This is a genomic window from Bacillus sp. FSL R5-0659 (assembly GCF_038008785.1).
Classification (GTDB): Bacteria; Bacillota; Bacilli; order Bacillales; family Bacillaceae; genus Bacillus; species Bacillus safensis.
Genome location: NZ_JBBOZU010000001.1, coordinates 2,501,886 through 2,515,984, shown reverse-complemented (window position 1 = coordinate 2,515,984; position 14,099 = coordinate 2,501,886). Strand labels below are relative to the sequence as shown.

General features: G+C 41.7%; 12 protein-coding genes. All 12 read left to right on the top strand.

The window, feature by feature from the left end; translation table 11 throughout:
• Positions 1 to 15 precede the first annotated feature (15 nt).
• The 12 genes from NSQ72_RS12890 to speD all read left to right on the top strand — a co-directional run bounded on the left by NSQ72_RS12890 (position 16) and on the right by speD (position 14,014).
• Positions 16 to 480, top strand: a complete 465-nt coding sequence (locus NSQ72_RS12890) for a DUF441 domain-containing protein (RefSeq protein ID WP_007501699.1) — start codon at positions 16 to 18, stop codon at positions 478 to 480.
• A 377-nt stretch (positions 481 to 857) separates the two neighbouring features.
• Positions 858 to 1,976 carry a citrate synthase gene (gene citZ / locus NSQ72_RS12885; RefSeq protein WP_024424790.1) on the top strand — a complete coding sequence of 373 codons (1,119 nt, stop codon included), beginning with the start codon at positions 858 to 860 and terminating at the stop codon, positions 1,974 to 1,976.
• Between the two features lie 153 nt (positions 1,977 to 2,129).
• Positions 2,130 to 3,401 (top strand): NADP-dependent isocitrate dehydrogenase, encoded by a 1,272-nt coding sequence (icd, locus tag NSQ72_RS12880; protein WP_024424789.1) that lies wholly within the window; start codon positions 2,130 to 2,132, stop codon positions 3,399 to 3,401.
• 34 nt (positions 3,402 to 3,435) lie between these two features.
• Positions 3,436 to 4,374: a malate dehydrogenase gene (gene mdh / locus NSQ72_RS12875; RefSeq protein WP_008356047.1), complete on the top strand. Its 939-nt coding sequence runs from the start codon at positions 3,436 to 3,438 to the stop codon at positions 4,372 to 4,374.
• Positions 4,375 to 4,558: 184 nt separating this feature from the next.
• Positions 4,559 to 5,287, top strand: coding sequence for a response regulator transcription factor (locus NSQ72_RS12870; RefSeq protein ID WP_041086581.1), 729 nt, complete (start codon positions 4,559 to 4,561; stop codon positions 5,285 to 5,287).
• Entirely contained in the window at positions 5,280 to 7,022 is a 1,743-nt protein-coding gene (gene pnpS, locus NSQ72_RS12865; RefSeq protein ID WP_058838291.1) for a two-component system histidine kinase PnpS, read from the top strand. Before NSQ72_RS12870 ends, pnpS begins: the two co-directional genes overlap by 8 nt.
• Before the next feature lie 255 nt (positions 7,023 to 7,277).
• Positions 7,278 to 9,917 carry a DNA polymerase I gene (polA, locus tag NSQ72_RS12860; protein WP_341084215.1) on the top strand — a complete coding sequence of 880 codons (2,640 nt, stop codon included), beginning with the start codon at positions 7,278 to 7,280 and terminating at the stop codon, positions 9,915 to 9,917.
• Between the two features lie 26 nt (positions 9,918 to 9,943).
• Complete coding sequence (mutM, locus tag NSQ72_RS12855; RefSeq protein WP_341084213.1) at positions 9,944 to 10,777, top strand: DNA-formamidopyrimidine glycosylase; 834 nt, start codon at positions 9,944 to 9,946, stop codon at positions 10,775 to 10,777.
• Positions 10,778 to 10,951: 174 nt separating this feature from the next.
• On the top strand, positions 10,952 to 11,584 hold the full coding sequence (gene ytaF, locus NSQ72_RS12850) for a sporulation membrane protein YtaF (protein ID WP_034279660.1): 633 nt from the start codon (positions 10,952 to 10,954) through the stop codon (positions 11,582 to 11,584).
• A 13-nt stretch (positions 11,585 to 11,597) separates the two neighbouring features.
• Positions 11,598 to 12,203 (top strand): dephospho-CoA kinase, encoded by a 606-nt coding sequence (gene coaE / locus NSQ72_RS12845; RefSeq protein WP_268464412.1) that lies wholly within the window; start codon positions 11,598 to 11,600, stop codon positions 12,201 to 12,203.
• Positions 12,204 to 12,375: 172 nt separating this feature from the next.
• The gene (locus tag NSQ72_RS12840) at positions 12,376 to 13,398 is read left to right on the top strand and encodes a glyceraldehyde-3-phosphate dehydrogenase (RefSeq protein ID WP_024425707.1); all 1,023 of its coding nucleotides are present in this window, start codon (positions 12,376 to 12,378) and stop codon (positions 13,396 to 13,398) included.
• A gap of 235 nt (positions 13,399 to 13,633) precedes the next feature.
• The gene (gene speD, locus NSQ72_RS12835; protein WP_003216492.1) at positions 13,634 to 14,014 is read left to right on the top strand and encodes an adenosylmethionine decarboxylase; all 381 of its coding nucleotides are present in this window, start codon (positions 13,634 to 13,636) and stop codon (positions 14,012 to 14,014) included.
• The last annotated feature ends 85 nt before the right edge of the window (positions 14,015 to 14,099 follow it).

The following is a 14,099-nucleotide window of genomic DNA, read 5'->3' as shown; positions in this document are numbered from 1 at the left end:
AGAAAGGAGCGGCGTATGTTTACTCAAGCAAATTTATTTTTGGTACTTTTACTCGTTATTGCACTTATTGCAAAAAACAATTCGTTAATTTTAGCGGTCTCTGTACTGATCGCAATTAAGCTGATTGGCCTGGATCAAAAAATTTTCCCGGTTCTCCAATCTAAAGGCATTAATTGGGGAGTGACCGTTATTACCATTGCTGTGCTGGTCCCGATTGCAACAGGTGACATTGGATTTAAGCAGCTTGGAGAAGCGATGAAATCTTCCTATGCTTGGATAGCTCTTGGAGCGGGTATATTAGTAGCATTAATTGCAAAAAACGGGATTGTGCTACTCGAAAATGATCCGCATATTACGGCAGCGCTTGTGTTCGGTACCATTTTGGCAGTCAGCTTATTTAAAGGGGTGGCTGTTGGCCCGCTCATCGGGGCAGGAATTGCTTATTTGGCGATGCAGGCTGTGAAATTTTTCAGCGGGTGAAAAAGAGAGTGGTTCCTGCCACTTTCTTTTTTAAATTTTTTCTTGCGTGAGCTTTTGCAAAAAAACATAATTAAATATATTAAAAGAAGCAAATTCCCTTTATTCCATGCCTGATATGGGAGACTGGAAAAAAAAATATCAAAAAAAATTATAGTTAAACATTTAACAAATGTCTGATTATTGTTTATAATGGGAATAGGCTTAATTTTGAACTCATTGATCATACAAGAGATATGAGGCTAAAAGCGCTCTAACCGTATAGGTAAATGTAAGCATTTTCTTTTCAGAAACTGCCATCTTATTCGGATTGGATAGCGCTTTCAAAAAGTGAGAATTCTGCAACGAAGGGGAATCTTTTTAAAAAGGGGAGATTGAACATGACAGCAACAAGAGGTCTTGAAGGTATCGTGGCAACAACTTCATCCGTAAGCTCAATTATTGATGATACTCTTACTTATGTAGGGTACAATATCGATGATTTAACTGAAAAAGCTACATTCGAAGAAATTGTCTACCTGTTATGGCACTTAAAGCTGCCGAATGAGCAGGAGCTGAGTGAATTAAAACAGCAGCTCAATGAAAATGCTCAGATTCCGCAAGAAATCATTGAGCATTTTAAATCTTATTCGCTCGATGGGGTTCATCCAATGTCTGCGATTCGTACAGCAGTATCCTTACTAGGTTTACTAGACGACGAATCAGAGATTATGGACAAAGAAGCGAATTACAGAAAGGCAATTCGCTTACAGGCGAAAATTTCTGGACTAGTCGCTGCGTTTTCTCGCATTCGCAAAGGACTTGAGCCTGTACAGCCAAAAGAAGAATACAGCTATGCTGCAAACTTCTTGTATATGCTAAATGGCGAAGAGCCATCACCAGTAGAAATTGAAGCCATTGATAAGGCGCTTATTCTACATGCGGATCATGAATTAAACGCATCGACATTTACAGCACGTGTATGTGTTGCTACACTATCAGATATCTACTCTGGTGTGACAGCGGCTATCGGTGCGCTGAAAGGACCGCTTCATGGCGGCGCTAATGAAGGCGTGATGAAGATGCTTTCAGAAATTGGAGAAGTTGAAAACGTAGATTCCTATATTCATGGTAAGCTAGAGAAGAAAGAAAAAATTATGGGCTTTGGCCACCGTGTATACCGTCAAGGTGACCCGCGTGCAAAGCATCTAAAAGAAATGAGCCAGCGTTTAACAAACCTCACTGGCGAGCCGAAATGGTATGAAATGTCTGTTCGCGCAGAGGAAATCGTGACATCAGAGAAAAATCTTCCACCAAATGTTGATTTTTATTCTGCATCTGTATATCACAGTCTTGGTATTGATCATGACTTATTTACACCAATTTTCGTGATCAGCCGATTCTCTGGATGGATTGCTCATATTCTAGAGCAATATGACAACAACCGACTCATCCGTCCAAGAGCTGATTACATTGGACCTGATCTTCAAACCTTTGTTCCGATCAGTGAAAGAGACTAATGTTTATAGAATAAGCGGGGGCTGATTTCAAAAGGCTAATCAGCCTCCATATCAACATCAACAAAAAACGAATCACGTGAAAAACTTTTTTGCTTGCAGACATCAAGCCAAGAAGTTTCAAATATTCACTACATAACCTGGGAGGTAATATCATTGTCACAAGGCGAAAAAATTACAGTTACTGGCGGCGTATTGAATGTACCAAATAATCCAATCATCCCGTTTATCGAAGGGGACGGAATCGGTCCTGACATTTGGAAAGCAGCATCAAGAGTACTTGAAGCAGCTGTAGAAAAAGCATATAAAGGTGAAAAGCAAATCACTTGGAAAGAAGTATATGCAGGTGAGAAAGCTTACAATAAAACTGGAGAGTGGCTTCCTGAGCAAACGCTTGAAGACATTCGTGAATACTTAATTGCGATTAAAGGACCACTAACAACACCAATTGGCGGAGGAATCCGTTCATTAAACGTGGCACTTAGACAAGAGCTTGATTTATTCACATGCTTACGTCCAGTTCGCTGGTTCAAAGGCGTACCTTCTCCTGTCAAACGTCCAGAAGACACAGATATGGTGATCTTCCGTGAGAACACAGAAGATATCTATGCTGGTATTGAGTATGCAAAAGGTTCAGACGAAGTGAAGAAGTTAATTGACTTCTTGAAAAACGAATTAGGTGTGAACAAAATCCGTTTCCCAGAAACGTCAGGTATCGGAATCAAGCCAGTTTCTGAAGAGGGAACATCCCGTCTTGTCAGAGCGGCTATCCAATATGCAATTGACCAAGGCCGTAAATCTGTGACGCTTGTTCACAAAGGAAACATCATGAAATTTACAGAAGGTGCTTTCAAAAACTGGGGCTACGAAGTGGCTGAAAAAGAGTTTGGCGACAAAGTCTTTACATGGGCACAATATGATCGTATTGTAGAACAAGATGGAAAAGATGCGGCAAACAAAGCGCAAAGTGAAGCAGAAGCTGCTGGCAAAATCATTGTCAAAGACAGCATTGCAGATATTTTCCTTCAACAAATCCTAACTCGTCCAGCTGAGTTCGATGTTGTGGCTACAATGAACTTAAATGGAGATTACATCTCTGATGCACTTGCAGCACAAGTTGGTGGAATTGGTATCGCACCAGGAGCGAACATCAACTACGAAACAGGACACGCTATTTTTGAAGCGACTCACGGAACAGCACCAAAATATGCTGGTCTTGATAAAGTGAATCCATCTTCTGTTCTTCTATCAGGCGTGCTTTTACTTGAGCACCTTGGCTGGCAGGAAGCAGCTGATCTAGTGATTCAATCTGTTGAAAAAACAATTGCATCTAAAGTCGTCACTTACGATTTTGCTAGATTAATGGATGGCGCAACAGAAGTGAAATGTTCTGAGTTTGCTGACGAGCTCATCAAAAACTTGTCTTGATTCTTAAACTTTAAAGTTAAAGGGGAAAAAGGAAATGGCAAACAAGCGTAAAAAAGTATCTGTCATCGGAGCAGGTTTTACTGGAGCAACTACAGCATTTTTAACAGCTCAAAAAGAATTAGCGGATGTCGTCTTAGTTGATATCCCGCAGCTTGAGAACCCAACAAAAGGGAAAGCTCTTGATATGCTGGAAGCAAGCCCTGTTCAAGGCTTCGATGCGAACATTACAGGCACTTCTAACTACGAAGATACAGCCGGTTCTGATGTCGTGGTCATTACGGCAGGAATTGCAAGAAAGCCGGGAATGAGCCGTGACGATCTCGTGTCAACAAATGAAAAAATCATGCGCAGCGTGACACGCGAAATCGTTAAATATTCTCCAGAAGCCATTATTGTTGTGTTAACAAACCCTGTTGATGCAATGACATATGCAGTTTATAAAGAATCAGGATTACCAAAAGAAAAAGTCATTGGACAATCGGGTATTCTTGATACAGCACGTTTCCGTACGTTTGTTGCTCAAGAATTAAACCTATCTGTCAAAGATGTGACGGGCTTTGTCCTTGGTGGACATGGCGATGACATGGTTCCGCTTGTTCGTTACTCTTATGCAGGCGGTATCCCGCTTGAAACATTGATCCCAAAAGATCGAATTGATGCGATTGTTGAAAGAACAAGAAAAGGCGGCGGCGAAATCGTGAACCTATTAGGTAACGGTAGTGCCTATTATGCACCTGCTGCTTCACTTGTAGAAATGGTTGAGGCGATTCTAAAAGATCAGCGCCGCGTAATCCCAACGATTGCATACCTTGAAGGTGAATATGGCTACGAAGGCATTTACCTTGGTGTACCAACAATCGTAGGTGGAAACGGCCTTGAGCAGATCATTGAGCTTGAGCTGACAGAAGAAGAAAGAAGTCAGCTTGACCGTTCTGTTGAATCTGTTAAGAACGTCATGAAAGTATTGTCTTAATATGAAAAAGGAAGGCTTCTCTTATGAGGGGCCTTCTTTTTGTTTACAAAACAAATCTTGTCGAAATTTTAAATTGTCCTCTTGTTAAGCTTTCGTTAAAATGAAAGAGAAAGCATGACTTCTCGCTTTTCACATAAGATACAAAAAAACGGATGTAGGGGAAATCACTAATTGGAGGCACAACATGAATAAAAAAATATTAGTTGTGGATGATGAAGAATCGATTGTAACACTTCTAAGCTATAACCTTGAAAGGGCGGGCTATGATGTCGTCACAGCAAGAGATGGGGAAGAAGCGCTTGAAAAAGCAGCAAGTGAACAACCTGATCTCATTGTATTAGATTTAATGCTTCCGAAGATGGACGGAATTGAAGTGTGCAAACAACTGAGAATTCAAAAAATGATGTTCCCTATTTTAATGCTGACAGCAAAGGACGATGAATTTGATAAGGTGCTCGGCCTTGAACTTGGAGCCGATGATTACATGACAAAGCCATTCAGTCCTAGAGAAGTAGGTGCTCGGGTAAAAGCCATCTTAAGAAGAGCGCAGCAATCTCAGCCTGTCCCCACGCAAGAGGACAAGGAAGAGGTCATTGCAGACCAAATCAAAATTGGTGAACTGCGCATTTTACCAGAACACTACGAAGTCTACTTCCAAGAAGAACGCCTAGAGCTTACGCCGAAGGAATTTGAACTGCTGCTTTATTTGGCCAAGCATAAGGGACGTGTCCTCACACGCGATCTTCTGCTAAGTGCCGTTTGGAATTATGACTTTGCAGGTGACACTCGTATTGTGGATGTACACATCAGCCACTTGCGGGACAAAATTGAAAAGAATACGAAAAAACCAACATACATTAAAACCATTCGCGGCTTAGGCTACAAATTGGAGGAGCCAAAGCCAAATGAGTAAAATAAGAACCCGCCTGTTTTCTGGACTTATTTTTCTCCTTTTTATTGTGTTTGTCGCACTTGGCCTTTTCTTGGATCACATGTTCCATGTGTTTTATGAAACAAAATTAACGGAACGAATGGAAAATGAATCGAGCTTTCTTCTTTCTTCCATGGATGGTGATGATCTGCAGGCGAAGCAAAACAAGGAGATCCTCAATCAGGCAAAGCAGCATCTCGATATGAATGCGTCAATTGTGGATCTGAAGGGGAATATCATACATACAACGGGTCAGGCGGAGCAAAGGGGCATCATTCAAAACACACTGAACAATGAACGGCTTCAAACAAAAGGCGTCGTCATTGAGGATGAGAAGGATGCGCTGTTTCATTACGCAGTCCCTATTCTGAAACAAAACGAACCGGCAGGCTATTTATTTCTCCATGCGTCATTCCAGCCTTTAAATGAAATTGACGGACAGCTTTGGCTCGCATTAGCCGTTTGTCTTGGCTCGGCGATTATTATCATCGTTTTCTTTGGATACCGCATGTCAATGAAATATGTAAAACCGATAGATTATGCCACAAAGGTAGCCAAACAGCTGGAACGCGGGAACTATGATACCAATCATTATGAAGAGCTGATCATTGAAACAAGCGAGCTTAATACATCAATGAAGCGTCTGGCAGAAAGCCTTCAAGAAATGACAAGCACTGGGGAAATGCAGCGGGACCGTCTGCAAACAGTCATTGAAAACATCGGTGCAGGAATTATTTTGATTGATAAGATGGGGTATATCAACCTAGTCAATCGAACCTTCCGCAAGCAGTTTAAGGTGCAAAAGCACATTTACATGCACAAGCTGTATCATGAAGCATTTACACATGACGAAATTATTGAGCTGATTGACGAAATTTTTATGACAGAAACGAAGGTGCGGAAGTTTTTGCGCCTAGCCGTTGACATTGAACGGCGCTACTTCCAAGTGGATGGTGTCCCAATTTTAAGTACAGACGATGAATGGAAAGGAATTGTCCTTGTGTTTCATGACGTGACAGAAACAAAGCAGCTCGAGCAGATGCGAAAAGATTTTGTCGCCAATGTGTCTCACGAATTAAAGACGCCGATTACGTCGATTAAAGGATTTTCCGAAACCCTTCTTGATGGAGCGATTGATGACAAAGAAGCGCTGACACAATTCCTTTCCATCATTCTAAAAGAGAGTGTCCGACTCGAAACTCTCATTCAAGATTTACTCGATCTTTCCAAAATCGAGCAGCAGCATTTCAAACTAAATATTCAAGACGCCAATGCGTCAGAAATCATTCAAGAGATTGAAGTCCTTTTAAAACAAAAGGCTGCGGAAAAAGGTATTCAATTACAAGTGCGTATCCCGAAAGAGCCTGTCTATGTGATGGCAGATCCGCTGAGATTAAAGCAAATCTTCCTCAATCTCGTGAACAATGCCCTTACCTATACACCAGAGGGAGGGAGTGTCACCATTTCGGCAAGACCGCGGAAAGGCGCCTATGAATTTGATGTAGCAGATACAGGAATCGGCATGAAGAAAAGAGAGATTCCAAGAATATTTGAGAGATTTTATCGAATTGATAAAGATAGAAGTAGAAATTCAGGCGGAACAGGACTAGGTCTTGCGATTGTCAAACACCTTGTGGAGGCGCATGAAGGGACGATTTCAGTCCATAGCAAACAAGGCAAAGGAACGACTTTTACAGTGAGCCTGAAATCAAAATAGGGAAAAAAGGAAAGTCACGTTAAAATTTACATGATCTTTACAATGGATTCATGTTAAGTTAAACAATCATTGGTAGGATGAATAGGAACCCCTTCATCCAAGGAGCCAATTTTGTAAGGACGAAAACACTTGTTGTTTTCGTCCCTTTTTTTATGCAGGTTCGACTATTTTCTTTTCAAAATAAACTTTGATAAAATGATGATACAATGTGTGAAAGAGACGGCTGAAATGGCTCAGCCGATGGAGGATTAAAACATGACAGACAAAAAGAAATTAGTACTAGTGGATGGAAACAGTCTCGCTTATCGAGCCTTTTTTGCTTTGCCGCTACTATCAAATGATAAAGGCGTCCATACAAATGCCATTTATGGCTTTGCAATGATTTTAATGAAGATGCTCGAGGACGAGAAGCCAACCCATATGCTTGTCGCATTTGATGCGGGGAAAACAACGTTCCGCCACGAGACATTTAAAGAATATAAAGGCGGAAGACAAAAAACACCGCCAGAGCTATCAGAACAAATGCCGTTTATCCGTGAACTATTAGATGCCTATCAGGTGAAAAGGTACGAGCTTCCTCAATACGAGGCTGACGATATTATCGGGACATTGGCTGTGGAGGCAGAAAAAGACGGCTTTGAAGTGAAAATTTTCTCAGGAGATAAGGACTTAACGCAGCTCTCAACAGACCATACGACGGTGGCAATTACGAAAAAAGGCATTACAGAAGTAGAATATTACACACCGGCTCATATTGAAGAAAAATATGGTCTGCGCCCAGATCAAATTATCGATATGAAAGGCTTGATGGGAGATTCCTCAGATAATATCCCAGGGGTGCCCGGTGTAGGGGAAAAAACAGCGATAAAATTGTTAAAGCAGTTTGAAACGGTAGAAAACCTGCTTGAACATATTGACGAAGTCAGTGGTAAAAAACTCAAAGAAAAGCTTGAAGAATATAAAGAGCAAGCGGTGATGAGTAAACAACTCGCAACGATTCTTGTAGAAGCGCCAATTGATGTATCAAGCAAGGATCTCGCATATGAAGGTCCTCATATGGATCAAGTGATCTCTCTTTATAAAGAACTAGGCTTTCAAACGCTGCTAGAGCGACTAGGAGAAGCACCAGAAACAGGTGAACAGGTCGAAGTTGAAGCATTAGAAGTGAAAAAAATGACCGATGTAACGGATGAAATGCTGACAGATCATGCCGCCCTTGTGGTAGAACAGCTTGGAGATAATTATCATGAAGCGGATTTGATCGGTTTTGCGATCCATAATGAAAACGGTGCGTTTTTTATCACGAAAGAAGATGCACTTCAATCAGATGCATTTAAACAATGGGTACAGGATGAAACAAAGAAGAAATGGGTCTTTGATTCAAAAAGAGCAGTTGTCGCCCTCAGATGGCACGATGTCGATCTAAAAGGTGTCGATAACGATGTCCTGCTCGCTTCCTATGTCGTCAATCCTCAGAAATCCTATGAGGACGTCGCAAGTGTGGCGAAGGAATACGGTCTGAACATCGCATTTTGTGATGAAAAAGTGTACGGAAAAGGAGCAAAGCAGGCGATTCCACCTGAAGATGAACTGAAGGAACATCTTGGGCGAAAAGCAGCGGCGATCTCTGCTCTGCATGACTTAACACTTGAAGCACTAGAAAAAAATGATCAACATGAACTGTATGAAGACTTAGAGCTGCCGCTTGCCCTCATCTTAGGTGAAATGGAATCACTTGGCGTAAAGGTAGATATTGAGCGCCTAGAGAAGATGGGTGAAGAGTTAGCGAAAAAGCTGAAAGAATATGAGGAAACCATTCACCGCTTAGCAGGAGAAACGTTTAACATCAATTCTCCTAAACAGCTTGGCGTGATTCTTTTTGAAAAATTAGGTCTGCCGATTATTAAAAAGACAAAAACAGGCTACTCGACATCTGCGGATGTTCTTGAAAAGCTTGAAGATAAGCACGAAATCATTCGGTCTATTCTGCATTACCGCCAAATTGGAAAGCTCCAATCGACCTATGTGGAAGGCTTAATGAAGGTAACGCGCAAGGATACACATAAAGTGCATACACGATTTAATCAAGCGCTCACGCAAACAGGAAGACTAAGCTCAACAGATCCAAACCTGCAAAACATCCCAATTCGTTTAGAGGAAGGACGGAAGATTCGTCAAGCATTCGTTCCATCAAAAGAAGGCTGGCTTATGTTTGCTGCTGACTATTCACAAATTGAGCTGCGTGTTCTCGCTCATATTTCTCAGGATGAGAATTTGATCGAAGCGTTTACGCAAGATATGGATATTCACACGAAAACAGCGATGGACGTGTTCCATGTCTCAGAAGAAGAAGTGACTTCCTCTATGAGAAGACAAGCCAAGGCTGTCAACTTCGGAATTGTATATGGAATCAGTGACTATGGATTATCTCAAAATCTTGGGATCACAAGAAAAGAAGCAGCTGCCTTTATCGAACGCTATTTAACAAGCTTTAAAGGCGTGAAAACCTATATGGAAGAGATTGTGCAGGAAGCGAAACAAAAAGGATATGTCACGACACTTCTCAAACGCAGACGGTATATCCCGGATATCACCAGCCGCAATTTTAATATCAAAAGCTTTGCGGAAAGAACAGCCATGAACACACCGATCCAAGGCAGTGCAGCTGATATTATTAAAAAAGCCATGATTGATATGGCGCGTAAGTTAAAAGAAGAAAACTTGCAGGCAAATCTTTTATTACAGGTGCACGATGAATTGATCTTCGAAGCGCCGAAAGAAGAAATTGCCATACTCGAAAAAATTGTCCCTGAAGTCATGGAAAATGCACTTCAGCTAGATGTGCCGCTAAAAGTTGATTTTGCTTCAGGCCCATCTTGGTACGACGCAAAATAATAGAGAGAGAAAAAGGAGCGAGGAGCATGCCGGAATTACCAGAAGTTGAAACCGTCCGGCGCACACTCAAGCGGTTAGTCGAAGGAAAAACGATTGAAACGGTCGATATCAAATGGCCAAATATCATCAAACGTCCTGGGGAGCCGGAAGAGTTCGCAAGAAGGATGGTAGGAGAAACGATACAAACCATTGAAAGAAGAGGAAAGTTCCTGCTCTTTCATTTAGACCACTACGTAATGGTCTCCCATTTAAGGATGGAAGGGAAATACCGTGTACATGAAGCGCATGAGCCATACGATAAACATGTACACGTCGTCTTTACTTTTACAGATGGTACTGAGCTTCGGTATCATGATGTGCGTAAATTTGGCACAATGCATTTATTTCAGCCGGGGGAAGAGGAAAAGGAAATCCCGCTCTCACAGCTGGGGTATGAGCCTTTTGATGATCAATTCACTCCGGAATATTTATGGGAGCAATTGAAAAAAACATCTCGTGTGGTCAAAACAGCGCTGCTTGATCAAAAGATTGTCGTGGGACTAGGTAATATTTATGTAGATGAGGTTTTGTTTAAAGCAGGCATTCATCCAGAAACAAAAGCGAATCAGCTCAGCCTTGAATCGTGTAAAGTGCTTCACAGGCATATTATCGATACACTTCAAGTAGCGGTAGATGCAGGAGGAAGCACGATTCGCTCATATATCAATTCACAAGGTGATATTGGATCATTTCAGCTGCAGCTTCTTGTGTATGACCGGCGGGGAGAGCCTTGTCAAACATGCGGAAGCATCATTGAGAAAACAGTAGTCGGAGGGCGCGGCACACATTTTTGTGTAACCTGCCAAAAACGTCCTCAATAAAAATCAGCCATCAGCATGCTTCCTTTTTGCTGTGCATACGATAAAAAACATTCATTTTTCAGCAAGGTGTAGACTGACACACAGCCCACCTGCTCTTCATATAGTGAAGAAGAGTCTAAGGACGCCTAGAGACTCTTGATCATCGTTGCATGAACAGAAAGGAAGAGTTCAGGTATGATTTCGATTTCGCTCCTGTTTTTAGCTATTGCAGTCAGCATTGACAGCTTTTCTGTAGGCTTTACGTATGGACTTCGTAAAATGAAGATTCCATTTAAAGCGATTGTCATTATTGCATGCTGTTCAGGGATTGTGCTGCTCATTTCTATGCTGATTGGCAGCCTGCTGACGACATTCCTCCCTGTCTCAGTGACAGATAAACTTGGTGGAGGCATTTTGATCGCCATTGGACTTTGGGTCCTTTATCAATTTTACAAACCAGCGAAAGAGCGTGATTTGCTACTTCATGAAAAGACATTGCTTAATGTGGAAGTGCAGTCACTTGGTCTTGTCATTCAAATTTTGCGCAAGCCGACAAGTGCAGATATTGACCGTTCTGGGACGATCAATGGAATAGAAGCAGTGCTTCTTGGGATTGCTTTATCCATTGATGCATTTGGCGCAGGGATTGGCGCTGCGATTCTAGGCTTTTCACCAATTGTCATGAGTATCACTGTGGCCGTAATGAGCTCACTCTTTGTGTGTATCGGGCTTCGTTCTGGTCATTACTTGGCAAATTGGCGCTGGATCGATAAACTTGCATGCTTACCAGGGCTTCTGCTCATTTTAATTGGGGTGTGGAAGCTGTAAAGGAGGAAATCAATTGACGCTTGTCATTGGATTAACAGGCGGGATTGCTAGTGGAAAAAGCACCGTCTCGCAAATGATAAAAGAGCAGGGCATCCGGGTCGTGGACGCAGATGTCATTGCAAAAGAAGCGGTTGCCAAAGGTACACCAGCTCTTCAACAAATCGTTCAAACCTTTGGCGAGGATGTTCTCCTGCCAAATGGGGAGCTGAACCGGCAGCAGCTTGGAGCCATCATTTTTTCTGATGAAGGGAAAAGAAAGCAGCTGAATGCGATTGTTCATCCTGAAGTGAGAAAGGAAATGCTCAAACAGAGAGATGAAGGAGTTAGTCAGCAAGAAACCTTCGTTGTCCTCGATATCCCGCTTTTATTTGAAAGTCAGCTGGAAAGCCTCGTCGACCGCATCATTGTGGTGTATACAACGCCTGAATTGCAGCTGTCGCGGCTCATGAATCGAAATGACCTCAGCGAGGAAGAAGCACTGAATCGTATTCACTCTCAGCAGTCTCTTGAGGAGAAATGTAAAAAAGCAGACCGCGTGATAGAGAACACACAAGATCTCGCGTTTATCAGAAAGCAATTGCAGAACATATTAAATGAATGGGAACATACAGATAAGTAAGAGTACATACACGTACTCTTCTTTTTTTATGCTTTATTCTTATTTCCTTTGAAAAGAACAGCCCTTTTTAGAAAATATACGTTTATATACTGGCAATTACATTCTAATGTGATATACTAATTTCATAAATAAATTTATTGAGTATAACACATAATAGAGGAGTGACCTGTTCATGAAGGTAAAAGCAGCGATCAATGGGTTTGGCAGAATTGGACGCATGGTCTTCAGAAAAGCAATGCTTGATGATCAAATTCAAATTGTAGCGGTGAACGCAAGCTATCCTGCCGAAACGCTAGCACATTTAATTAAATATGACACAAATCATGGACGTTACGAATGTGATGTGACAGCAGAAGATGACGCCTTGATTGTAAATGGCAAAAGAGTGCTTTTGCTTAATAATAGAGACCCAAAGCAGCTTCCATGGGGAGAGCTTGGGATTGATATCGTCATTGAAGCAACAGGTAAATTTAATTCAAAAGATCAAGCGATGGGCCATATAGATGCTGGAGCGAAAAAAGTCGTTCTAACAGCTCCAGGTAAAAATGAAGACATTACGATTGTGATGGGTGTCAATGAGGATGATCTTGATCCTGAAAAGCACGTCATTATTTCAAACGCATCTTGTACAACAAACTGTTTAGCACCAGTTGTGAAACTGTTAGATGATGAATTTGGCATCGACAACGGGTTAATGACAACGGTTCATGCTTATACAAATGATCAAAAAAATATCGATAACCCGCATAAGGATCTGCGCCGCGCAAGAGCATGTGCTCAGTCCATTATTCCAACTACGACGGGTGCCGCTAAAGCGCTTTCTTTAGTGCTTCCGCACATGAAAGGGAAATTGCATGGGCTTGCACTCCGCGTGCCAGTTTCCAATGTGTCGATGGTTGACCTTGTTGTAGACTTAAAAAAAGATGTCACAGCAGAAGAAGTCAATGCAGCCTTCTCAAATGCATCTAAAACATCTCTTGCTGGTATTTTAGATTACACAGATGAGCCGCTTGTCTCTACGGACTTTAACACGAACCCTTACTCAGCAGTCGTTGATGGATTGACAACGATGGTAATGGAAGGGAGAAAAGTAAAAGTTCTTGCATGGTATGACAATGAATGGGGTTATTCATGCCGAGTGGTTGACCTTGTGAAATTTGTCGGCGCACAGATGAAAGAGCTTTCTGCTGTTTGAAATGAAGAAGACGATCGTCCCTTTTCAAGAAATGAGAGAAAATCCCACTAAAAACACAGCTTGCAAAATGGGTCTAAACAAAGTATACTATTTTTCGTGAACTTCTTGTTCGCAGACTCATTCGGGTATACTTAAAGGGTTAGGACCTCTTAGGACTAACTTTCCCCCGTGGTATATGTCCGGTCCGGCTGCTTAGAACTTCACTCTTTCATTCTTGTTTAAAGGGGGGTCCATGATGGAAACAATCGGACGTCACGTTATCTCCGAGCTATGGGGATGCGACTGTGATAAACTGAACGACATGGATTTTATTGAAAAAACGTTTGTAAATGCAGCTTTGAAATCAGGAGCTGAGGTAAGAGAGGTTGCTTTTCACAAATTTGCACCTCAAGGAGTAAGTGGAGTTGTCATTATTTCTGAATCTCATCTGACAATTCACAGCTTTCCTGAACATGGTTATGCGAGCATAGATGTTTATACTTGCGGCGACCTAGATCCGAATATTGCAGCAGATCATATCGGAGATGAATTAGGTGCTGAAACAAGAGAAAACATCGAAATTCCTCGAGGCATGGGACCTGTACAAGTAAAACAGGCACAAGCCAAAGCACTGTAAACATAAAAAAGATTGCAATGGGAGCTGGCCAAAAGCATTAAATGCCTTTGTGTTATGCTCCTTTTTATATTTATTTGAGAAAAAA

Bases quoted from the DNA above. Each gene is read 5' to 3' on its own strand.
- citZ (WP_024424790.1), top strand. From the start codon at position 858: ATGACAGCAACAAGAGGTCTTGAAGGTATCGTGGCAACAACTTCATCC.
- mdh (WP_008356047.1), top strand. From the start codon at position 3,436: ATGGCAAACAAGCGTAAAAAAGTATCTGTCATCGGAGCAGGTTTTACT.
- polA (WP_341084215.1), top strand. From the start codon at position 7,278: ATGACAGACAAAAAGAAATTAGTACTAGTGGATGGAAACAGTCTCGCT.
- mutM (WP_341084213.1), top strand. From the start codon at position 9,944: ATGCCGGAATTACCAGAAGTTGAAACCGTCCGGCGCACACTCAAGCGG.
- speD (WP_003216492.1), top strand. From the start codon at position 13,634: ATGGAAACAATCGGACGTCACGTTATCTCCGAGCTATGGGGATGCGAC.
- NSQ72_RS12870 (WP_041086581.1), top strand. From the start codon at position 4,559: ATGAATAAAAAAATATTAGTTGTGGATGATGAAGAATCGATTGTAACA.
- ytaF (WP_034279660.1), top strand. From the start codon at position 10,952: ATGATTTCGATTTCGCTCCTGTTTTTAGCTATTGCAGTCAGCATTGAC.
- NSQ72_RS12890 (WP_007501699.1), top strand. From the start codon at position 16: ATGTTTACTCAAGCAAATTTATTTTTGGTACTTTTACTCGTTATTGCA.
- pnpS (WP_058838291.1), top strand. From the start codon at position 5,280: ATGAGTAAAATAAGAACCCGCCTGTTTTCTGGACTTATTTTTCTCCTT.
- NSQ72_RS12840 (WP_024425707.1), top strand. From the start codon at position 12,376: ATGAAGGTAAAAGCAGCGATCAATGGGTTTGGCAGAATTGGACGCATG.